This window comes from Qipengyuania profundimaris (assembly GCF_030717945.1).
Classification (GTDB): Bacteria; Pseudomonadota; Alphaproteobacteria; order Sphingomonadales; family Sphingomonadaceae; genus Qipengyuania; species Qipengyuania profundimaris.
Map to the genome: position 1 here is coordinate 969,536 of NZ_JAVAIM010000001.1, position 21,646 is coordinate 991,181.

Sequence of the window (21,646 nt, forward strand, 5' to 3'; positions counted from 1 at the left end):
TCAGTCGTACACGCAGGCATCGAGGCCGTCACGACCGACTACGCCGATGCGCGCGGCAATCGTGTTGCCATGTCCGCGCAGCCAGCCGCGTGGGTTGACCACCGAACGCTCTTTTGGCAGCGGAAGCGCCGCGGCCATGCGGGCCGCTTCGGTAGGGTTCAGGCTTGCGGCGGACTTGTTGAAATAGCGCTCGGCCCCGGCTTCCACGCCATAGGTGCCGATCCCGGTCTCGGCGACGTTGAGATAGACCTCCATGATCCGGCGCTTGCCCCAGACCTGTTCGATCAGCAGGGTGAAATAGGCTTCCAGCCCTTTGCGGAAATAGCCGCCGCCCTGCCACAGGAAGACATTCTTGGCGGTCTGCTGGCTGATCGTGGAGCCGCCGCGGATGCGCCCGCCCTGGGCATTCTCGCGCATCGCTTTCTCGATCGCCTCGCGGTCGAAGCCGTCATGCGTGCAGAACTTGCCATCCTCCGCCGCGATCACCGCGCGCACCATGTTGCGATCGATATTCCTGAGGCTGGTCCAGTCCTTGGTGATGCCGTTCCCGTCCATCACCATAGTTGCGGTGACAGGCACGGGCACGAATTTGAACGCGAGCACCAGCAGCAGGCTCAGCGCCAGAAGGCCGAACAGGGCTTTGAAAAGAAAGCGGACGAACCAGCGCATGGTCCTGCTGCTAGCGGCCATGGAGAGCGGTTGCAATCGGCGGCGCTTGCCCATGGGGCGCGCCCGTGCTTTCTGTCACCACGAATGAACACAAGGGGATGATCGATGCGCAATCTCACTCTGGCCGCGGCGCTGGCCGCTTTCGCTGCGACACCGGCTCTGGCCGATAGCGCGGAGGTCGCCAACGCGGTTGCAGCGGATTACGACAGCCATCTCGAAGACCTCTTCGTCCATTTCCACCAGAACCCCGAACTTTCCTTCCTCGAGACCGATACCGCCAAGCGCATGGCCGCCGAACTGCGCGCCGCCGGGCTGACGGTGACCGAAAATGTCGGCGGCACCGGCGTGGTCGGCATGCTGGAGAATGGCGATGGCCCGCTGATCATGTTGCGTGCCGATATGGACGGGCTGCCGGTGGAGGAGCGCTCCGGCCTCGACTACGCCTCCACCGCCACGCAGGTCGGGAAGGACGGCGAGACCTATCCAGTGATGCACGCCTGCGGGCACGACGTGCATATCACGTCGATGGTCGGCACGGCGCGGCGCTTGATGGCGATGAAAGACGACTGGTCGGGCACGCTGATGTTCGTGGTCCAGCCTGCGGAAGAGCGTGTCGGCGGGGCGAAGGCCATGCTCGAAGACGGCCTCTACGACCGCTTCGGCAAGCCGGACTATGCGCTCGCCTTCCATGTCGCCTCTATCCTGCCGACCGGCGTGGTGTCTGCTGCCGAGGGGATTCAGTATTCGAGCGCCGATTCGGTCGATATCATGGTGCCCGGCGTCGGCGCGCACGGGGCCAGCCCGCACATGGGCCGCGACCCGGTCTATATCGCCTCGCAGATCGTCACCGCGCTGCAATCGATCGTCAGCCGCGAGATCGAGCCGCTCTCACCCGCGGTCATCACGGTTGGCGCGTTCCAGGCCGGCACGAAGCACAACATCATCTCCGAACGCGCCGACCTGCAACTGACCGTGCGCGCGAATGACGAGGATACGCGCGCACAATTGCTTGCCGCCATCGAGCGCGTTGCGGTCGGCATCGGCAAGGCCCACGGCCTGCCCGACGAGCTGCCGGTGAAGGTCACGGTGAGCGAAGGCACACCGGTCACTTATAACGACCCCGAGCTCGCCCGCCGGCTGAATAGAGTGATGCGCGCGACTTTCGGCGAGGAAGGCTTCGAACCCTTCGAGCAGCGCGGCATGGGTGCTGAGGATTTCTCCTACTTCGTAGCGGAAGACCTCGGCGTGCCGGGCTATTATTTCGGCGTCGGCGGTACCCCGCCGGAAGCCTTCGAAGCCGAGGCTAATGGCGGCACTGCCGTGCCGTCGCACCACTCCCCCCTGTTCAAGATCGCCCCGCGCGAAAGCGTGACGCTCGGCACCCGGGCCATGGTCGCGGCGGTGATGGATCTGGCGGGGGGCTGATGCTCCGCTGGCTGATCGCCTTCGCTTTCATCGCCGCGGCTCCATTGCGAGCGGAGGGCACGCGCGACTACGAAGGCGAGGCGTTCGCTTCGGACCCGATCCATTCTGACCTGCCCCTGTATACTTTCGACTGGGAAGATCTCTGGCCGCGCGGCTATACCGATCCTGATACAATAGCGAGTTGTATCAGCCGGGTACGGTTCGGTGATTGGCTGCTGCGTCCGAACTCCGCCGACGAATTTGCTGCCGAGCCTGAGTGGTATCGACTTAGCAACTACGGCGTTTTTCATTGCATTGCGATCATCCGCACAGCGGAGGACCGGGCTGAACTCGCTACAGGTCCATTCGACCGAGGGTTTTTCGTGAAGCTTGGCGAGGTTGAACGCGAGGGAGCGCTAATCGAGCTATGGGCAATCCAGAAGGGCACTTTGCCCGGTAGCGAATACATGCTGCTTACCCGCGTGCCGGACGATGAGATCATCACTGCTTTCGATGTCCTGCAACAGCGCTGTCCCTCAAAATATTGGCGAGAACTGACTGAACCGTTCGACATCTTTCGCACAGGTTATTGCGCGATCAACTCGCGGGCAGATCTACTGGCGATGGCCAAGAGCATGCTGGCATTCCCGAAAATGGGGACGCTGGAATTGCAAACGGGACCGGACGACGAAACGCCCGACCCCGCTGGGAATTAGGTTTTGAAGATCAGGCCACGCCCGGCAAGAGCCTTTCGCCGGCAATCGCCTTCATCGCCTTCTGCACCTTCTCGAACGCGCGGACTTCGATCTGGCGGATGCGTTCGCGGCTGACGCTGTAGACCTGGCTCAATTCCTCCAGCGTCTGCGGGTTTTCCGTCAGGCGCCGCTCGCGGAAAATGTGCTTCTCGCGATCGTTGAGATTGTCCATAGCCTCCACCAGCATGTCGTGGCGGACTTCGGCTTCTTCGGCATCGGCGACCAGCTCGTCCTGAAGCGGACCATCGTCCTTCAGCCAGTCCATCCATTCGCCGCTGCCGTCTTCGCCATTGCGCATCGGCACGTTGAGCGATCCGTCGCCGCCCATCAGCATGCGGCGGTTCATGTTAATCACTTCCTGCTCGGGCACGCCGAGATCGGTCGCGATCTTGGCCACATCGTCGGGATGGAGATCGGTGTCCTCGTAGGCGTCGAGGTTCTTCTTCATCCGGCGCAGGTTGAAGAACAGCTTCTTCTGTGCAGCGGTGGTGCCCATCTTCACGAGGCTCCACGAACGCAGGATATATTCCTGGATCGATGCCTTGATCCACCACATGGCATAGGTGGCGAGGCGGAAACCGCGATCGGCTTCGAATTTCTTCACGCCCTGCATCAGGCCGACATTGCCTTCGGAAATGAGATCCGAAACGGGCAGGCCGTAGCCGCGATAGCCCATGGCGATCTTCGCCACGAGGCGCAGGTGCGAGGTGACGAGCTGCGCCGCAGCTTCGCTGTCCTCGTGCTCTTCGTAACGCTTGGCGAGCATGTATTCCTGCTCTTGCGTCAGCACGGGGAATTTCTTGATTTCGGAGAGATAGCGATTGAGGCTCTGCTCACCGCCGAGCGCCGGGACGCTCAATGCTTTGGTATTGCTCACGTAAACCCTGACCTTTCTAGCGTCGACCTCGCGCGCCGAACCCCTGCTGGGCATTCGACTCTCGGGCCACTGAAGTTACTTATAACAGAAATCGCCCGTGACTGTGCTGCTTTTCATCGATTTCAACGAGCGGTTTCGTCGATGAGTTCCCGCATGTCGCGGGGCAATTCGGCGCGGAAATCCAAGCTTTCGCCGCTGATAGGATGGATGAATCCGAGGCTGGCTGCGTGGAGCGCCTGGCGGGCGAATTGCAGCTGCTGAAGAGTCGCGCGGAGCGGCTTGGGAGTGCGTCCATAGACAGGGTCTCCTAATAGCGGATGACCGATTGACGCACAGTGAACGCGCACTTGGTGGGTCCGCCCGGTTTCGAGCCTGCATTCGATCAGCGCGGCATGGTCGAGACGCTGCTTCGTTTTATAGTGCGTGACCGCGTGCTTGCCCCGCGTCGCATCGTCGGGGAGCACGGCCATCTTCTTGCGATCCTTTTCGGAGCGGCCGATACGGCCCGACACCGTGCCCGCTGCTGGGTTCGGATGGCCTGTGCAGACGGCGAGATAGCGGCGCGCAATCGAATGGTCGGCGAACTGCTTCGCCAGCCCCTCATGCGCGGCATCGGATTTCGCGACGACCAGCAGGCCGGAGGTGTCTTTGTCGATCCGGTGGACGATCCCGGGCCGCGCGACACCATTGATGCCGGACAGCCGCCCCGCGCAGTGGTGGAGCAGGGCATTGACCAGCGTCCCGTCCGGATTGCCTGCCGCGGGATGCACGACCATGCCTGCGGGCTTGTTGACTACCAACAAGTCGGCGTCTTCGAACATTATTTCGAGCGGGATGTCCTGGGGTTCTGCGGCAAGCGGTTCGGGTGGGGGGAGGGCGATATTATAACGCGCACCCGCCCCGACCTTGGTGGACCCGCTGGCCACCACCTTCCCGTCCAGCTCCACTGCGCCATCCGCGATCAGCCCCTTCACCCGCTCGCGCGACAACCCGCTCGCCTCGGCCAGCGCCTTGTCCAGGCGGCCGGTGGTGGCGAGCGATCCGCTGATGATTTCCGGCGAGGCCATGCTAGGGCCATGCGCGATGACCGTGGACATCTCAAGCGCGCTATTGGACCAACTGCTCGCGGAAGCCGAGGCAGCGCACCCCTGCGAATGCTGCGGCATCCTCCTCGGCGAAAGCGAGCGCATCGGCGCCATCCTCCCCGCCGCCAATGTCCATCCCGACCCCGCAACCCATTTCGAGATCGATCCGCAAACCCTGATAGACGCCCATTGCGCGGCGCGAGCGGGTGACCCGCAGGTCGTCGGCTATTATCACTCGCACCCCAATGGCCGCGCCGAGCCTTCCGCCACCGATGCCGCCCTGGCGGCGGGGGACGGGATGGTCTGGGCCATCATCGCGGCAGGCCGAGTCGCGTTCTGGCGTTCGGGGGATGCGGGGTTCGAAGCGCTTCCCTATGTGACCTCGCCTCGCTAAGACACATCCTCAATTTTTCATTACCGGGATCACGATGGACGACCGCCAATCGATCGACCTTGCCGCCATGCTCTGCTCGCGGCTGTGCCATGACATGCTGAGCCCTGTGGGGGCGCTGTCCAACGGGCTGGAATTGCTCGCGCTGGAAACCGACCCGGAAATGCGCGCCAACGTAATGCAGTTGCTGGAACAGAGCGCGTCGATCTCGACCAACAAGCTCAAGTTCTTCCGGCTCGCCTTCGGCGCGGCGGGTGGCTTTGGCGAGCGTGTGGACGTGGAGGAGCCAAAGGCCCTGATCCAGGCGCTGGTGGCGGACAAGGACAAAGTCGAGGTCAATTGGGCGCTGGCGGATGCCTCGCTCGGCAAGCCGGCGGTCAAGGTGCTGCTCAATTTCGCGCAGATCGCGATCGACGCGCTGGTACGCGGCGGCACGCTGGATGTCGGCGCCGAGACGCGCGACGGGGCGTGCGAGATCGTCGTGCGCGCGAGCGGGCCGAAGGTCGCGTTCGACGAGACCATTGGCAGGGCGCTCGATGGCAGTCTTGACCGCAGCGAGTTGTCGAGCCGCACGGCGGCGGCGCATATGATCCACCTCCTCGCGCAGGAGAGCGGCGGCGGGCTGCAATATCACAAATCCGCCGATGCGCTGGTGCTGGGCGCAGTGCTGCCACAGGGCGAAGGCCTGATCGGGTGAAGTCGGACTTCGGCAAACTCGGCGAAGGCCTGCCCGTCAGCAAGGACGAGCTGGTCGACCGCGAGGTCCTCTCGCCCAATCACGACGAGCGCAGCGGGCCCATCTCTATGGTGGTGATCCACTACACCGAGATGGAGGACAAGGGCTTCGCGATCGAGCGGCTGTGCGATCCCGAAGCCAAGGTTTCCGCGCATTACCTGATCGGCGAACAGGGCGAAGTCGTGCGGCTGGTGCCGGAAGCCAAGCGCGCCTGGCACGCAGGCGTATCCTATTGGCGCGGGCACAAGGACGTGAACGGCATCAGCATTGGCATCGAGCTGGACCATCCAGGCCATAAATACGGCTATCGCGAATTTAACGAGGCGCAGTTCGAAAAGCTGGTGCCGCTGGTGGCGCGGATCGTGAAGCAATACGATATTCCGCGCGCCAATGTGGTCGGCCATTCCGACGTCGCGCCCGCCCGCAAGATCGATCCGGGCGAGCTGTTTCCGTGGGACCGCCTCGCGGAATACGGCCTGTGCCTGCCGCGCCCCGAAAAGCTCGAACGCGGCGATCCGTTCGACAACGACGCGGCCTTCTACCTCGCGCTGGAACGCTACGGCTACGACATTACCGACGGGCACAAGGCGGTCGAAGCCTTCCAGCGCCGCTGGCGCCCGGAGAAGATCAACGGCGAGATCGACGGGGAAGTGCGCGCGATCCTGTTCCAGCTGCTGCTCGACAGGGATCGCGGCAACACCCGCTGACGCGCTTAAAAGTCCGCTGACACGGAAGCCTTGAACGTGCGCGGCCGCCCCTGCAGCAATGCGGCCGAGAAAGCATCGAAACTGCTGGCCCAATACCGCTCGTTCGCGACATTATCGACCGACAGGCGCAGAGTGATCGGCGCTTCGCCGGCCACGAACACGTAACGCGCACCGAGATCGAAGCGCGTCCAGCTATCCAGCGTCAGCGTGTTCGCCGCATCAACCCACTGCTCGCCGGTATGCACGGCACGTCCTGTCAATGTGAGGCCGGGCGCAAAGCCGAGATCCCATTCGACATCGGCGTTGGCTGTGAATTCCGGTATGCCCGGCACCTCATTGCCGCCGATCAGTTCGGCATCGGTCAAGGCAGCGCCGCCGATCAACCGTAAGCCGGGTGCTACTTCGCCATTGACGGTCAGTTCCAGCCCCTGATGGCGTTGATCGCCGAGATAGCCGAAGCTGCCATCGTCCAGCACGCCTTCGCCCGGGCGCTCGATCCGGTAAGCTCCGAGGCCGACGAACAGTCCGCCCAGCGCCAGCTTGCCGCCGACTTCGTATTGCACCGACTTGCGCGGGGCGAGGACTTCGCCGGGGTTGGTCACCAGGCCGGGGTCGATCGGAGCCACGGGTCCTTGCTGCAGGGCTTCGATCCGGTTGGCATAGAGCGACAGGCCGGAGACCGGTTTGACAACCAGGCCGGCCACCGGCGTAATCGCACTCTCGTCGTAGGTCGCGCCCGGGGTTCCGTCGTAATTGATATTTTCCTGCCGGATATCCTGCAGGCGTAGGCCGCCGGTCAGCAGGATGCGATCCCCCCACAGGCCGATAGTGTCCGAAGCGAAAGCGCTGGCCAGCCGCGCCTTAGTGATCGGTTGCGGATCGTCGAGATCGCCGCCGATGAAGCCACCGGGCGGCAATGCGACCTGCGGCGTGTCGTAGAGATTTGTGGCGTATCCCGATCCGAAATCGAAGGCCGTGCGGAAGACCTGCCAGCTGATATTGCCGCCGAAATTGATCTCCTGCGTGACGCGTTCGCCAAGGCGCACGCGCAGGCCGGCTTCGATAGCTTCGTTATTGCTTGTCGCAGGTACGAACAGCGACCCGCCGTTTGCGGCTCCGGTGTCGGCGTCGACCAGCGTCAGGCTGGCATACTGTCCTGCTTCCGTGCCGTCCCGAGCACCGCCGCGAGCATAAAGAGTTGCGTTGTCGGCGACATCGTATTCGAGGCCGAAGGTGCCGAACACATCGGAGAGATCGCTGTAGGCGAAATCCTGCGCGTAATTGGCGTCGGCGTCTGGGACGACCGGCACGGTGGAGGTCGCGATCGTTACCTTCGGCCGCAGGTTGTCGACACGGATTTCCTGATACGCCAGATCGATGGCGGCGCGTAGCGGTCCGTTATCGTAATCGAGCGCGCCGCCGATTACGGCCGTGCGGCGATATTCCTCGTCGATAGACGTTTCGCCATCGCGATAGGCTCCGTTGATGCGCAGTCCCCACTCGCCCCCGCTTCCGAACCGGCGCGAGACGTCCACCGCGCCGCCGAAGCGAGCGCTTTGTTCGGCGGATACCGTAACCCGATTGAGATCGGACGCTCCGGCGCGCTTGAGCATCAGGTTCACACTGCCGCCGAGACCCGTGCCGCCCGGTGCGGCGCCATTGAGAAAAGCACTTGATCCGTTAAGCACCTGGACACTGCCGTATAGCTCCGGCGCCACAAGCTGGCGAGGCGCGATGCCATACAATCCGTTCACACCCACATCGTCGCCGAACAGGGTGAAGCCGCGGATGACGAACTGCTCGGACGCATTACCGAAGCCGTAGGTCGTTCGGATCGTCGGATCGTTTTCCAATACATCGCCCAGGGTCTGCGGCTGCTGGTTGAGGATCAGGCTCTCGTCATAAGACCGGATGGTAAAGGGCAGATCCTCCGCGTTCTTGTTGCCCAACACGCCCGCGCTTCCCGCATTGACCACCTGCGTCGCATTCTCGCGCTGCGCGGTGACGATGATTACGTCGTCCGACGTATCCTGCGCCTGCGCCGTTGCAGCGATCGAAGCGCCGAGGGCGAAGATTGAAACGCGAAGCATTGAATTCATGATGTCTTTCTTTCCAAACGGGATTGGCCCAAACGAGCATTACGATGTGCGCTCGATCGGCGACGCGCAAAGGCGGCGCGGATCGGGAGCAGGGAAACTATCAGCAGCAGCCAGCTGGCCAGGTCGCGCCAGCCATCCCCTGTCAGCCCCAGGATGAGACCTGCCACGGTGGCGATCGCCAGCGTCAATGGGATGGCGAAGGTCTGAAGAAGCGTGTTGCGCGGTTTGTGTCTCATGCGGCGCTTCCCAAAGTGCCGCCGCTCTGGATCTCCGCGATCCGCCGTTCGAGCCTGCCGGACCTGCGGCGAAGCCACAGCAAAACGCCCGTCCACAGCACCCAGATCGTGATGAGCGTCATGACGGCCCAGATGATCTTCAGCGGCAGACCGCCATAGTCGCCGAAATGCAGCGGCTTCGACATCATCAGCGCCTGGTTGATTGCGGGCATGGTCCGCGCATCGGTCAACTGGCTGGAGCGCGCATCTACCAGCGCGGGGGTCAGCAGGTTCTGCGTGACCGGTCGATCGCCTTGGAAAAAGATCGCGTAATGATGGCCGGACGACCAATCGCCGCCGGGGAAGCCGATGAACTGCGGGCTGCGACCGGGCAGGGCTTCCTGGGCTGCAGCCATCGCCGCATCCAGCGACCCGTATTCGTCGGGTGAAAGAGGCTGCTGCGCACCGTAGGCTGCGGTCATCGCAGCCACTTCGCTTTCGCGCCAACTATCGGTCAGCGGATCGGCAAAGGCGTTGATCGCACCGGTCGCTCCTACGACGATCATCCATGCGAACGCTACGACACCCAGTAGATTGTGCTCATCGAGCCGGCGGGTCCGGGGCTTGCGATCGGTCCGTACGGTACCGAAGGGCAAACGGCGCATGAAGGGGGCATACAAAACGATGCCGGAAACCAGCGCGACCAGAAACAGGATGCCGCAGACGCCGAGCGCCCACATGCCGGGCAAGCCCAAGAACATATCGGTATGCAGCGTCAGCAGGAAATCCATGAGCTGATTGACGGGGGCCGGACCCAGCGACTCCCCAGTCGCCCGGTCGAGGAACAGCAGCGTCATCTGCGATCCGTCCGCATCGGGCGAGGGGCCGGTCGTCACGGTCAGGAGGGAATCGTCCTGACTGAAGGCCATGAACAGCGGGACCTCACCAGGCCGCTGCGCGAGCGCCGTTTCGAGCATGGCATCGAGCGGAAGCCCGCCTTCGGCAGAGGGGGTCTCGGCGAGCGCGGAGCCCGCCTCGTCGGCCATCGCGGCATCGATCTCGTCGTGGAAAATAAGGGGCAGGCCGGTGACGCAAAGCATCAGCAGAAAAGCCATGGGAATAAGGCTGCTCCACTTGTGCACCAGGTACCAGAACTTGATCGTCTCGCGACTCATTGCGGTGCGGCTACCGAGCGGTTCGAACTGCGTCAATGAGAATAATTCTCAATAGCAGTTTAAGTTGAAGTCAGGCCTGGTGGCGAGTGGCCCCGCGATCGTCGCCCGTTTCACTTGGCTAATCGAAAGCCACATCCTATCTGCGCATTCGCCAGGGGGCCGGGCAGCCGCGTGACTTCGGTCACGAGGAAAGTCCGGGCTCCACGAAACAAGGGTGGCGGGTAACGCCCGCCCGGCGCAAGTCGAGGGAAAGTGCCACAGAGAGCATACCGCCGATGGCTCCTTCGGGAGATCAGGCAAGGGTGAAAGGGTGCGGTAAGAGCGCACCGGGGCTTCGGCAACGCGGTCCGCATGGCAAACCCCACCCGGAGCAAGGCCGAATAGGGGCGGCGCGCTCTCGCAAGAGGGCAGGTGCGTTTCGCATCGACCGCCCGGGTTGGCTGCTTGAGTCATGGAGCGATCCATGGCCTAGACGAATGGCTGCCGCCGCAGATACGGTCCGCTCGTCGGATACCGTCTGTGGAGACAGAACCCGGCTTACAGGCCCCCTGGCATTTCACCCTCTACCCTCGCGGAACGGCGCGCCGACCGGCGGGTTGAGGCGGCATGATGCAGCACAGCACTAAACATCGCAGCCTCGCCCAACGGGTCGCGCTCGTCCTTGCCGTGGTGATCCAGGTCGGGTCGACCTTCCTCCCGCAGCTCGGCTTCGGCGAACCCATCGGCAAGCAGTCGGACAGCGTCCGCACCCTGGTGACGCCGATCGGCTGGGCGTTCGGCATCTGGGGGCCGCTGTTCCTGCTCTCGACCGGCTTCGTGCTCTGGCAACTGCTTCCGGCGCAGCGGGACAACGCTCTGATCGACCGCATCGGCTGGTACGCAGTGGTCGCGTTGGCCTCGCAAGGCGTATGGGCGCTCTACACGCAGTTTGCCGACCTCACCTGGATATCGGTAGTCATCATCGCGACCTCGCTGGTCAGCCTGCTAGCCATCCTGCGCGTCCTGACACATCTCGACCGCCCGATGACAGGGTGGGAGCGGTTCCTGATCGGCGTCACCTTCAGCGCGCTTGCTGCGTGGCTGACCGCTGCTAACATCGTGAACACTACCGCCGCACTCCGCTTCCATGGCGTCGGAGCGGGGGACACCTATCCGTTGCTCGCCGCCGCCATCGTCGCGGTCGGCGGCGTGATCGCTGCGCTGGCCGTGCTGCGCAGCGCGGGCAACCCATGGTACGCGCTTGTCTTCCTCTGGGCGCTGTGGGGCATCTACAACCGCGGTGGCCAGGAAAGCGGCGCGGTCGCGGTCGCCTGCGGCGTATCGGCGCTTCTCGTCGTCATCGCTGCAATTGTCGGCTTGCGGCATCCGGCGAACAGGAAGCGGTGGCTTGGCTGACCTTCGCGCTGGACAATCGCCGCCGAAACGCGAAAACGGCGCGCAACGACAGTCTTGAAGAGGGTCAATCCATGAAACGTTTCGCGCTTTATGCGGCCAGCGCCGCCATCGCCTTCACCTCCACCGCGGCCCAGGCCGACGAAGGCATGTGGACCTTCGACGGTTTCCCGACCGAACGGATGGAAGAGACCTATGGCTGGGCGCCGGACCAGGCGTGGCTCGACCGCGTGCAGGCCGCCGCCGTGCGCCTGACAGGCGGGTGTTCGGCGAGCTTCGTGTCGGGTTCGGGCCTGATCCTCACCAACCATCATTGCATCGCCAGTTGCCTGTTCGACAACTCGTCGGACACGATGGACTATCTCGACGCGGGTTTCGTCGCGCAGAACCGTGAAGAGGAGCTCAAGTGCCCCGGCCAGCAGGCCGAGGTCGTGACCTCGATTGCGGATGTGACCGAAGAGGTAAAGACCTCCTTCGCAGGCCTCGACGGTGAAGCCCTCACCAAGGCACGTGACGCCAAGATTGCGGAACTCGAGTCGGCCGGATGCCCGGACACCGACACGACGCGCTGCCAGGTGGTGACGCTGTTCGGCGGCGGGCAATACAAGCTCTATACCTACCGCAAGTACTCCGACATCCGGCTTGCCTGGGCTCCGGAAGACCGCGCCTCGACCTTCGGCGGCGATCCCGACAACTTCAACTTCCCGCGCTACTCGCTCGATGCGAGCTTCCTGCGCGCCTATGAGAATGGCCAGCCGGTCGCCACGCCGCAGCATTTGCAGTGGAACCCGCGCGCGCCGGAAGAGGGCGAAGTGACGTTCGTGGTCGGCAATCCCGGCTCGACCAGCCGCCTCTATACGCAAAGCCAGCTGGCATTCGAGCGTGAGGTGCGCCTGCCCGTTACGCTTACGACGCTATCCGAACTGCGCGGCCGCCTGATCACCGCAATGGACGAAAGCCCGGAGAAGGAGCGCCAGGGGCTCGATACGCTCAACGGCGTCGAGAACGGCCTCAAGGTCTACATCGGCCGCACCAAGGCGCTGAACGATCCGGACTTCACCGCGCAGTTGGCCGAAGCCGAGGCTGAGCTACGCCAGCGCAGCGCGGGCAATGCCGAAATCGGGGATCCGTGGAGCGCGGTCGACGAGGCGACCGCGGCTTATCGCGCGCTCTACCTCCCCTACCGCTTCCTCAGCCCGTCGGGCGACCTGTTTGGCTATGCTTCGACGCTGGTCTATGCAGCGCAGGAACGGGAAAAGCCTAATGGCGAGCGCCTGCCCGGCTATACCGACAGCGCGCTGCCGCTGACCGAGAAGCGCCTGCTCGACGAGCGCCCGGTCTACCCCTGGCTCGACGAGCTGATGATGGGCTGGAGCCTCTCGAAGGCGCGTGAGTATCTCGGCGTCGACGATGCGGACAGCCGCCTGCTGCTTGGGCAGGAAAGCCCCGAAGCGCTGGCCGAGCGGCTGGTCGAAGGCACGCAGCTGGCAGATCCGGCGGTGCGCAAGGCGCTGTGGGACGGCGGGCTGGCCGCGATTGAGGCATCGGACGATCCGATGATCCGGTATGCCCTGCGCCTCGCCGATCGCCAGCGGGCGCTACGCGATGCGGTGAACGAGAGCTATTCGGGCCCGCTTGCCATCGCCGGAGGCAAGCTCGCCGACGCGCGCTTCGCGGCCTATGGCGACAGCCTCTATCCCGACGCCACCTTCACGCTGCGAATCAGCTATGGCCAGGTGAAGGGCTGGGAGGAGCGCGGCCAGCAGGTGCCGATCCTCACTACCATGGGCGGGACTTTCGAGCGCGCGACCGGCGCGCCGCCGTTCGACGTGGCCGAAGCCTTTGCGGCGAACCAGGCCGATATCGATCCCGATATCGCTTTCGACTTTGTGACTACCAACGACATCATCGGCGGCAATTCCGGTTCGCCGGTGATCGACCGCGCGGGCACAGTGATCGGCGCGGCCTTCGACGGTAATATCCACTCGCTGGGCGGCAATTACGGTTACGACGGTACGCTCAACCGGACCGTGGCGGTTTCTACGGACGCGGTGCAGGAAGCGCTGGAGACGATCTACCCCGCGCCTGCGCTGGCCGAGGAACTGGCCGGGGAATAACGCATACGCTGGCGGGCTTCCGGATCGACCGGGGGCCTGCCACGCTTCAGTCGAGCATGTCTGCCTTGATGGCGATCGAACCGTCGGTCTCGGCAGCCTGGATGGTACGCCGGGTATCGCCTTCGAGGACGAGCGCGGTCAGGCGGCCGGTACGAAATGCGCCTGTATCGATGCCGATGCGATGATCGGTTCGCTCAATATCCTCGAAGATCGTGTGGCCATGCACGACGACATGGCTGAATGGCTCGGGATGCTTGAGAAAGCGCTCGCGGATCCAGCGCAAGTCGCTTTGCTTTTGCTCTTCGATCGGACGTTTCGGATTGAGCCCGGCATGGACGAAAACATAGTCGCCAGCGATGATCAGGTCTTCGAATGACGCGAGAAACTCGCGATGGTCCTGCGGAATCAGCCCGGCCATTTCGGTCTGCAGATCCTTCATTGTAAGCTCGTTGTAGCGCTTGCGCTTGATGCCGTAGCTCAGGATGGTCTCGCGCCCACCATGCTTGACGAAGTGGCGCAGCATTTCCTTGTCGTCGAAGCTCTCGAGGAACATTTCCTCGTGATTGCCGGCGATATAGCGCACCTTGCGCGTCTTGCCCCAGTCGCGCGCACGTTCGATGACGCCGCAACTGTCGGGGCCGCGGTCGATCAAATCGCCGAGCAGGATGACCGTCGTGTCTGCCGCTTCTTTGGCTGCATCGTCGGCTTCAATCGCTTCGATCAGTTCCTCGAACAGGTCCAGGCGACCATGGATGTCGCCGATCACGTAATAGCGTTCGCCATCCGGAACCCGCGCCACGCGCCGCGCGGTGGGACGTTCCTTGAACAATTGGCGAAGGGATCGAAGCATTGGTGTTGAGTTCTCGGTAGAGGGATACGGGCCAACCCGCCGGGCGACCAGATAGGCCCTAGTCCGCCATGGGACAACCTTCGCTGAATGGCGCGTTGTGCAGTTGCGAAAACATCACAGGTTTTGCTGCATGTGCAAAAACTTTGCGGGCCATATCTTGCGTAAAGACGCCGCGGCGTGCACAAAAGTTGCCGTATCTGGACGAGGAGCCACCAAACGGCCCCGACGGATTCGCAGGTGGGACGAAGCGACACTCGTGTAGGAGTTTGTAATGCTGACGTCCTTTCGCGGCCTGATGGCCGTTTCGCTCGCATCGGTGAGCCTGATTTCCGCCGCGCCCGTGATGGCGCAGGTCTCCAACCCGGCTGAAGAGGTCGAGGACGGCGTCAATGCCGGCCCTGTGACCGTCTCCGCCAATGTAGCTCTGACCACGGACTATCGCTTCCGCGGCGTCTCGCTATCAGGCGGCGATCCGGCCATCCAGGGCGGCATCGATGTCGCGCATGACAGCGGTTTTTATGTCGGCACCTGGGCATCCTCGATCGACGGCGGTCCCGCCTATGGCGAGCTCGAAGTCGATATCTATGCCGGTTACAGCGGCCAGATCAGCGATGCCGTCAGCTTCGATGTCGGCGTGCTGTACTATCTCTATCCGACCGAAGACCTCGGCCTCGATACCGACTATTGGGAGCCTTATGCCTCGCTCGGCTTCAATCTCGGTCCGGCCGAAGCCACGGTCGGCGTCGCCTGGGCACCCAGCCAGGATTCGCTGGGCAATGACGACAATCTCTATGTCTATACCGACCTCGGTGTAGGCGTTCCCACTACGCCGATTACCCTGACCGGCCACCTCGGCTACACCGACGGACCGCTGGCCCCGCCGCTGCTGGCCGGTACCGCAGACGATACCGGGCTGGACTGGGCTATCGGCGCGACCGCATCGGCCGGTATGTTCGAAGTCGGCGTTTCCTATGTCGGCGTCGAAGGTCCGTCGATCGACGGCTTCACCGACGACGCGATCGTCGGCACGATTTCCGCCAGTTTCTGAATGACCAGCCGGGCAGGGGGCGGGCCAGCGCTCGTCCCCTCTCCCGCCAGAGTATTCGAATGCGCCGCACCCGCCGCGGCGCATTTTCGTTTGTATCTTGGAGGATTTACGCCATCTGCGCGTAATGACCAAATTCCTCCATACCATGATCCGCGTCGCCGACATCGACGCGACTGTCGCCTTCTTCGATCTCATCGGGTTGAAGGAAGTACGCCGCTTCGACAACGACAAGGGACGCTTCACGCTGGTGTTCCTTGCCGCGCCGGGGCAGGAAGGCACGGCGGAGGTCGAACTGACCTACAACTGGCCGCCGGAGGATGGCAGCGCGCCGGAAACCTACGACGGCGGACGCAATTTCGGCCACCTCGCCTATCGCGTCGACGATATCTACACGACCTGCCAGCGACTGATGGATGCGGGCCACACGATCAATCGCCCTCCGCGCGACGGGCACATGGCCTTCGTGCGGACACCCGATGGTATTTCGATCGAGCTACTGCAGGAAGGCTATCTCGACCCGAAGGAGCCGTGGGCGAGCATGCCCAATACCGGCAGCTGGTAGTCAGCCCTTCTTTTCGATATAAGGCGAACTCGCATCGTCTGGGTGCGCGGCCGACAGTCGGATGACCGTGTAGCCCACGATTGCCGATAGCAACGACCCCAGCAGGATGCCAATCTTGGCCTCGTTGATCAGCAGTTCCTGCCCGGCAAAGGCCAGCCCGCTGATGAACAGCGACATGGTGAAGCCGATCCCGCACAACAGGGTGATGCCCCAGATCTCCTGCCAGCTCGCCTGGTCGGGACGGGGGGCGATGCCCAGCCGGTCCGCCAGCCAGATGGCCGAGAAGATGCCGATCTGCTTGCCGAGGAACAGCCCTGCGATGATCGCGACCGGCAGAGGCGCAAGCAATTGCTCCAGGCCCAGCCCTGCCAACGGCACACCGGCATTGGCGAAGCCGAAGACGGGTACGACCAGATAGGCGCTCCACGGAGCCAGCGCGTGCTCCATGGTTTCGACCATGGTCTCGTCGTCCTTGCCGCGCATCGGGATGCACAGCGCGCCCACGACGCCCGCGATCGTCGCGTGGATGCCGGAGTTGAGTACGAAGAACCACAGCACCAGCGCCAACAGGATGAATGGCCAATAGGCGGACACGCGCACCTTGTTCATCGCCAGCATGGCACCCACGATGACTGCGGAGGCGGCCAGCCATTCCATCTTGATGTTCTCGGTGTAAAAGGCTGCGATCACGAGCACCGCCCCGATGTCGTCCACGATGGCGACGGTCAGCAGGAACAGACGCAGCGAGGCCGGGCACCGATTGCCGAGCAGGCCCAGCACGCCCATCGCGAAGGCAATGTCGGTCGCGGCGGGGATCGCCCAGCCGCGCAGCAAGGTGCTGTCGCCGCCGACGACGCCGACATAGAACAGGGCCGGGACGACCATGCCGGCAGCCGCCGCCATGATCGGCAGGCGCCTTTGCTGCGCGGTCGACAATTGCCCTTCGATCCACTCGCGCTTCACCTCCAGCCCGACGACGAAGAAGAAGATCGCCATCAAGCCGTCGTTGATCCACAGATGGAGGTCGTACAGCTTGGGGATCGGGGTCCAGGGCAGCTTGCCGTAGAACAGCTGCTGGTATTCCGCGGCGAAGGGCGAATTCGCGGCCAGCATTGCCGCAACAGCCACGAAAATGAGCAGGATGCCGGCTGAGGCATCGCTGACGAACAGCGCTCGCACGGGGGCGAAAACGAGGCGGAAGGCTGATGGGCGTTCGGTCATGTCGAGGGGGTCCTTTGAACAAACCGCACCGCGTTGCAAGGGGGTGATCGTTCCGCTAGACGCCTTGGCGGGGGGAAACGGGTCGTGTTCATCGGCGAATTCACTGTGGCGCAATGGTTTTTGCTCGCCCATCGCGAGCTGCTGCTGTTTTGCGCGGCCTTTTTCGCGATCGGGGTGATGGACGAGTTCGCAGTCGACCTGTCCTATATCTGGATGCGGCTGCGCGGCCGGATCGCAATCCCGAAAATCGACGAATCGCAGCTGACCGAAAGGCCGTTAACAGGCCGCGCAGCAGTACTCGTCCCTGCATGGCAGGAAGCCGCGGTGATCGGCCCGACAATCTACCACATGCTCGAAGTCTGGCCCTATCGCGATCTGCGGATTTACGTCGGCTGCTACCACAACGACCCGGCAACGATGGCGTCGGCGATGGCGGCTGCGCGGGGCGATCCGAGAGTGCGGATCGTGGTGCATGGCGAAGACGGCCCGACGAGCAAGGCCGACTGCCTCAACCGTCTTTACGCTGCCTTGCGCGAAGACGAGGCGCGCGGTGGGACAGCGGCCCGCATGATCGTGCTCCATGATGCGGAGGACATGGTCGACCCCGCAGCTCTCGCTCTGCTGGACGACGCGATGGACGCGGCGGATTTCGCCCAACTCCCCGTTATGGCGCTTCCGCAGCGCGACTCCGCCCTGATCGGCAGCCACTACGCCGACGAGTTCGCAGAATCTCATGCGAAGGGGCTTTTGGTTCGCGACGCTCTGGGTGCAGCTATTCCGGGTGCAGGCGTCGGTCTCGCGATTTCACGCGATATGCTGGCCCGCTTCGGCGACGAGCCATTCGCGCGGCAATCCCTGACCGAGGATTACGAGCTTGGCCTGCGCGTCGCCGAGGCCGGTGGGAGGGGGCGCTTCCTGCGGTGCCGGACCGCCGATGGCAGCCTGATCGCAACGCGGGCCTTCTTCCCCATACGCCTCGATCAGGCCGTCCGGCAAAAGACCCGCTGGATGCATGGTATCGCGCTACAGGGCTGGGACAGGCTTGGCTGGCAGGGTTCGGCTGCGGACATCTGGATGCAGTTGCGCGATCGGCGCGGGCCGCTGGCGGCTATCCTGCTCTCAGTAGCTTACCTGCTTATCGGACTGAGTGGGCTTCTCTATCTACTGGTGAGCAGCGGCGCGATTGCGGCACCGGAATATTCCGGACTGCTGCGCTGGCTATTACTGCTCAATCTCGTAGGGCTTGGCTGGCGCTTTGCGATGCGAGCTCTTTTCACCGCGCGTGAGTACGGGTGGCGCCAGGGGCTGCTCTCCGTGCCGCGGCTCATCGTGTCGAACATCATCGCCATCATGGCCGCCCGCCGTGCCCTTTCTGCTTATGTGGGAACGCTTCGCGGGGCCCCAGTCATCTGGGATAAGACGGACCATCAGGACCACCCGGCATTGGCCGCAAGGGCCGAGGCGCACGCATGAGCGATGGCGCAGTGGAAGCGCGTCGAGGGCAGCCGGTTCTATTCCTTGGCATGTTGCTAATCGGCTGGCTGCTGATCCGTGCGATTTCGTGGCAGACTCCCTGGCCGGTGATGAGTCAGCCGACAAAGTCCAAGGCGCTCGCATTCTCGTATGAAGCTGAACGCACCTCCGCGCCAGCTTCCAAAGCGAGGCCGCTGCCCTTACACGATCAAACGGTTCCACCCGATGGAGGGCGGGTTCCAAACCCCGCGCTCTCCAGCAAACAAATGCCGATTTTCGTCAGGCTGACGGGCCGCGATCACCGAGCGGATCTCGGAACTGGCGAGCGGATGCTGGGAGAAAGCTTATCGCGGCAGACCGAGGTGGCAGAACTGCCCCTGCCGGGCAGCACCGCAAAATCGATCGACCGCAAGCTGGCTGCCGCACCCCCGAGTGATGCTGATTGGCTGAAAGCATGGCGGATCGATGCTTGGTTGATGCTGCGCGGAGGTGGAACTCCTGCGCTCGCCGGCGGAGCGCGCCCGGCAAGCTACGGAGCCAGCCAGACAGGCGCCGTGTTTGCCTACCGTTTAGCGCAGTCCAGCAGGCACGAGCCCGCGATCTATTCGCGTGCCAGCAAGGCGCTCGTGACGGAGGGTGAGACCGAAGCGGCGCTCGGGATGCGTGCAAAGCCGGTCGGCGGCCTGCCGGTGACGATGCACGCAGAATTGCGAGCCACCGAATTCGCCGGCCAAGTGCAACTGCGCCCTGCCGCCTTTGTGTCCGCAGGTATCGACGACGAACGGATGCCGTTGGGGCTCGAAGCCTCCGGCTATGCCCAGGCAGGTTATGTCGCCGGCGATTTCGCTACCGCATTCGCCGATGGCAGGGTCGACCTCACCCGCGACATCAAAGACAACGATTTCATGTCATTGAGCGGCGGTGCGGGTGCGTGGGGTGGCGCCCAGCGGGGTGCTAAACGCGTGGACATTGGTCCGACGCTCAAGCTGGACTTCGGCCTCGGCGATGGGCAGGCGCGTCTCGCGGCTGACATTAGGTTCCGCGTCGCCGGCAATGCCGAACCCTCTTCGGGAGCTGCACTAACGCTTTCGGCGGGCTTCTGACACGGTTCAGCTTTTATCCGGGCGGGGCCTGCGATAGGGCGCTTTCATGGATGTCTACCTGCCCATTGCGAACCTGTCCGTAAACGGGCTGTGGATCGTCGCGCTGGGCGGGCTCACAGGCGTGCTTTCGGGGCTGTTCGGAGTGGGCGGAGGCTTCCTGACGACGCCGCTGCTGATCTTTTACGGTGTGCCGCCCACGGTGGCCGCCGCCTCGGCTTCGACGCAGGTTACAGGGGCCAGCGTAACGGGCGTCATCGCGCATAGCGGGCGAAAGGGCGTCGATTACCGCATGGGTGCGGTGATGGTCGCAGGTGGAGTCGTCGGATCGGGCTTCGGCGCGCTGCTGTTTCGCTTCTTCCGTTCGATCGGCCAGATCGATGTCGTCATCAATGCGCTTTACGTCGTGCTGCTCGGTTCGATCGGACTCCTGATGGCGAAGGAATCGGTCGAACTGTTGCGCGGTGCCAAATCCGGTAACAAGCAGGCACCCAAGCGCCGGCACCATCCGCTGGTGGCCAGCCTGCCGATGAAGTGGCGCTTTTACCGCTCCGGGCTCTACATTTCGCCGCTCGCCCCGCTGCTGGTCGGCGTCGTCGTCGGAATTCTCACTATGCTGATGGGGGTGGGCGGCGGCTTCATCCTCGTGCCCGCCATGCTTTACATTCTCGGCATGAGCGCGAATGTCGTCGTCGGTACCAGCCTGTTCAACATCCTGTTCGTGACCATGGCGACCACCATGATGCACTCGCTGACGACCAAGGCGGTGGACATCGTGCTGGTCTTCCTGCTGCTGATCGGCTCGGTCACCGGGGCGCAGATCGGCTCGCAGATTGCCGTCAAGGCCAAGCCCGAATTGCTGCGGCTGATTTTGGCCGCAATCGTTCTCGTGATCGCCTTCCGCATGTTCCTCGGCCTGTTCTACCAGCCGGACGAGATCTACACGGTGTATCCGTTGTGAGGGTCCTGCTGATCCTCCTTTGCGCCTTCGCGCTGATGGGCCAGCGCGATCCCATCCTAGTGCCCGAGGTCAGCCAGCACGAGGTGCAGGTGCGCCAAGGCTTTACGGGTACGGAACTGCTGTTGTTCGGTGCCGTCCTCGATCCGGGCGGGCGCGCTGCGGGCAATCAATACGACATCGTCGTGGTGCTCAAAGGTCCGGCCGAACCTGCCCGCCTGCGCGAGAAAGGGCGTTTCCTCGGCGTGTGGGTCAATGCGGAAAGCACCGATTTCCGCTCGGTCCCGTCGTTCTTTGCGGTTGCGTCCTCACGTCCGATCGAGGAGATCGTGGATGAGAAAACCGCTGCGATCTACGAGTTCGGGACCGACTACATCCAGCTCAGCCCCAGCGGCGTGATCGATCTGGACGAGCAGGCGCGGTTTTCCGCGGGTCTCGTCGATCTGAAAACGCGCCAGCAGCTCTACAAGCAGGATTTCGAAGGCGTGCAGATCAGCGAACAGGTGCTGTACCAAGCACGGATTGCCTTGCCGTCCAACGTAACCACCGGGACCTACACCGCCGAGACTTTCGCGGTGAGCCGCGGGCGGGTAATCGCCTCGGCGCAGACCGAAGTGGAAGTCCAGAAAGTCGGTTTCGAGCGGCGGGTCGAGGAGTATTCGCAGGACTTGTCGCTGCTCTACGGCCTTCTCGCCGTGATGCTGTCCGTCGGGATGGGGTGGCTGGCCGGTCGTCTCTTTGCGATGATCTAGGGTCCTGACCCTAGGTCCCATCGGCCTGTTAACGTTGACCCGATTTTAACTGTCCGCCGG

21 protein-coding genes and 1 other RNA gene are annotated in these 21,646 nt (G+C 63.4%); 14 read left to right on the top strand and 8 right to left on the bottom strand.

The genetic code is table 11. The annotated features are described in order from the left end of the window. Entirely contained in the window at positions 1-669 is a 669-nt protein-coding gene (gene mtgA, locus Q9K02_RS04770) for a monofunctional biosynthetic peptidoglycan transglycosylase (RefSeq protein ID WP_305931860.1), read from the bottom strand. A gap of 105 nt (positions 670-774) precedes the next feature. Here mtgA and Q9K02_RS04775 point away from each other — a divergent pair, with 105 nt between their 5' ends. Together Q9K02_RS04775 and Q9K02_RS04780 are read left to right on the top strand one after the other, a co-directional pair. After that, positions 775-2,094: an amidohydrolase gene (locus Q9K02_RS04775; RefSeq protein WP_305931861.1), complete on the top strand. Its 1,320-nt coding sequence runs from the start codon at positions 775-777 to the stop codon at positions 2,092-2,094. Next, entirely contained in the window at positions 2,094-2,789 is a 696-nt protein-coding gene (locus Q9K02_RS04780; RefSeq protein ID WP_305931862.1) for a hypothetical protein, read from the top strand. Before Q9K02_RS04775 ends, Q9K02_RS04780 begins: the two co-directional genes overlap by 1 nt. Positions 2,790-2,799: 10 nt before the next feature. Here the strand turns inward: Q9K02_RS04780 and rpoH are convergent, their stop codons facing one another. Together rpoH and Q9K02_RS04790 are read right to left on the bottom strand one after the other, a co-directional pair. Beyond that, complete coding sequence (gene rpoH, locus Q9K02_RS04785; RefSeq protein ID WP_278327500.1) at positions 2,800-3,705, bottom strand: RNA polymerase sigma factor RpoH; 906 nt, start codon at positions 3,703-3,705, stop codon at positions 2,800-2,802. Positions 3,706-3,827: 122 nt separating this feature from the next. After that, positions 3,828-4,772: an RluA family pseudouridine synthase gene (locus tag Q9K02_RS04790; protein WP_305931863.1), complete on the bottom strand. Its 945-nt coding sequence runs from the start codon at positions 4,770-4,772 to the stop codon at positions 3,828-3,830. Positions 4,773-4,788: 16 nt separating this feature from the next. Between Q9K02_RS04790 and Q9K02_RS04795 the strand changes: the two genes are divergently transcribed. The 3 genes from Q9K02_RS04795 to Q9K02_RS04805 all read left to right on the top strand — a co-directional run bounded on the left by Q9K02_RS04795 (position 4,789) and on the right by Q9K02_RS04805 (position 6,624). Beyond that, positions 4,789-5,184, top strand: a complete 396-nt coding sequence (locus Q9K02_RS04795; protein WP_305931864.1) for a M67 family metallopeptidase — start codon at positions 4,789-4,791, stop codon at positions 5,182-5,184. A 34-nt stretch (positions 5,185-5,218) separates the two neighbouring features. Next, complete coding sequence (locus Q9K02_RS04800) at positions 5,219-5,878, top strand: histidine phosphotransferase family protein (protein WP_305931865.1); 660 nt, start codon at positions 5,219-5,221, stop codon at positions 5,876-5,878. 107 nt (positions 5,879-5,985) lie between these two features. Next, complete coding sequence (locus Q9K02_RS04805; RefSeq protein ID WP_305933446.1) at positions 5,986-6,624, top strand: N-acetylmuramoyl-L-alanine amidase; 639 nt, start codon at positions 5,986-5,988, stop codon at positions 6,622-6,624. 5 nt (positions 6,625-6,629) lie between these two features. Here Q9K02_RS04805 and Q9K02_RS04810 read toward each other — a convergent pair whose 3' ends face one another. The 3 genes from Q9K02_RS04810 to Q9K02_RS04820 are packed head-to-tail and all read right to left on the bottom strand — an operon-like array spanning position 6,630 to position 10,113. Next, entirely contained in the window at positions 6,630-8,723 is a 2,094-nt protein-coding gene (locus Q9K02_RS04810; RefSeq protein ID WP_305931866.1) for a TonB-dependent receptor, read from the bottom strand. Next, positions 8,720-8,959, bottom strand: coding sequence for a hypothetical protein (locus Q9K02_RS04815; protein ID WP_305931867.1), 240 nt, complete (start codon positions 8,957-8,959; stop codon positions 8,720-8,722). The genes Q9K02_RS04810 and Q9K02_RS04815 overlap by 4 nt, the downstream gene beginning before the upstream one ends. Beyond that, the gene (locus Q9K02_RS04820) at positions 8,956-10,113 is read right to left on the bottom strand and encodes a PepSY-associated TM helix domain-containing protein (protein ID WP_305931868.1); all 1,158 of its coding nucleotides are present in this window, start codon (positions 10,111-10,113) and stop codon (positions 8,956-8,958) included. The genes Q9K02_RS04815 and Q9K02_RS04820 overlap by 4 nt, the downstream gene beginning before the upstream one ends. A 151-nt stretch (positions 10,114-10,264) precedes the next feature. Here Q9K02_RS04820 and rnpB point away from each other — a divergent pair. From rnpB to Q9K02_RS04835, 3 genes are all read left to right on the top strand, one after another. After that, positions 10,265-10,669: RNase P RNA component class A (gene rnpB, locus Q9K02_RS04825), an RNA gene on the top strand. 50 nt (positions 10,670-10,719) lie between these two features. Continuing rightward, entirely contained in the window at positions 10,720-11,508 is a 789-nt protein-coding gene (locus tag Q9K02_RS04830) for a hypothetical protein (RefSeq protein WP_305931869.1), read from the top strand. A gap of 71 nt (positions 11,509-11,579) precedes the next feature. Then, positions 11,580-13,622: a S46 family peptidase gene (locus Q9K02_RS04835; RefSeq protein WP_305931870.1), complete on the top strand. Its 2,043-nt coding sequence runs from the start codon at positions 11,580-11,582 to the stop codon at positions 13,620-13,622. Positions 13,623-13,668: 46 nt separating this feature from the next. On the opposite strand, the gene Q9K02_RS04840 is transcribed toward Q9K02_RS04835, so the two are convergent. Continuing rightward, a complete protein-coding gene (locus tag Q9K02_RS04840; RefSeq protein ID WP_305931871.1) occupies positions 13,669-14,472 on the bottom strand; it encodes a metallophosphoesterase family protein in 804 nt (267 codons plus the stop codon). A gap of 271 nt (positions 14,473-14,743) precedes the next feature. Here Q9K02_RS04840 and Q9K02_RS04845 point away from each other — a divergent pair, with 271 nt between their 5' ends. Together Q9K02_RS04845 and Q9K02_RS04850 are read left to right on the top strand one after the other, a co-directional pair. Beyond that, the gene (locus Q9K02_RS04845) at positions 14,744-15,520 is read left to right on the top strand and encodes a TorF family putative porin (protein ID WP_305931872.1); all 777 of its coding nucleotides are present in this window, start codon (positions 14,744-14,746) and stop codon (positions 15,518-15,520) included. 124 nt (positions 15,521-15,644) lie between these two features. Then, positions 15,645-16,082 (top strand): VOC family protein, encoded by a 438-nt coding sequence (locus tag Q9K02_RS04850; RefSeq protein ID WP_305931873.1) that lies wholly within the window; start codon positions 15,645-15,647, stop codon positions 16,080-16,082. On the opposite strand, the gene nhaA is transcribed toward Q9K02_RS04850, so the two are convergent. Then, positions 16,083-17,303 (bottom strand): Na+/H+ antiporter NhaA, encoded by a 1,221-nt coding sequence (gene nhaA, locus Q9K02_RS04855; RefSeq protein ID WP_305931874.1) that lies wholly within the window; start codon positions 17,301-17,303, stop codon positions 16,083-16,085. An 84-nt stretch (positions 17,304-17,387) separates the two neighbouring features. Between nhaA and Q9K02_RS04860 the strand changes: the two genes are divergently transcribed. Genes Q9K02_RS04860 through Q9K02_RS04875 form a run of 4 tightly spaced genes read left to right on the top strand, consistent with a single transcriptional unit; the run spans position 17,388 to position 21,586 of the window. Then, the gene (locus Q9K02_RS04860) at positions 17,388-18,776 is read left to right on the top strand and encodes a glycosyl transferase family protein (protein ID WP_305931875.1); all 1,389 of its coding nucleotides are present in this window, start codon (positions 17,388-17,390) and stop codon (positions 18,774-18,776) included. Further along, positions 18,773-19,879, top strand: a complete 1,107-nt coding sequence (locus Q9K02_RS04865) for a hypothetical protein (RefSeq protein WP_305931876.1) — start codon at positions 18,773-18,775, stop codon at positions 19,877-19,879. The genes Q9K02_RS04860 and Q9K02_RS04865 overlap by 4 nt, the downstream gene beginning before the upstream one ends. 46 nt (positions 19,880-19,925) lie before the next feature. Beyond that, complete coding sequence (locus Q9K02_RS04870) at positions 19,926-20,837, top strand: sulfite exporter TauE/SafE family protein (RefSeq protein WP_305931877.1); 912 nt, start codon at positions 19,926-19,928, stop codon at positions 20,835-20,837. A 35-nt stretch (positions 20,838-20,872) separates the two neighbouring features. Next, on the top strand, positions 20,873-21,586 hold the full coding sequence (locus tag Q9K02_RS04875; RefSeq protein WP_305933447.1) for a TIGR02186 family protein: 714 nt from the start codon (positions 20,873-20,875) through the stop codon (positions 21,584-21,586). Positions 21,587-21,646 lie beyond the last annotated feature (60 nt).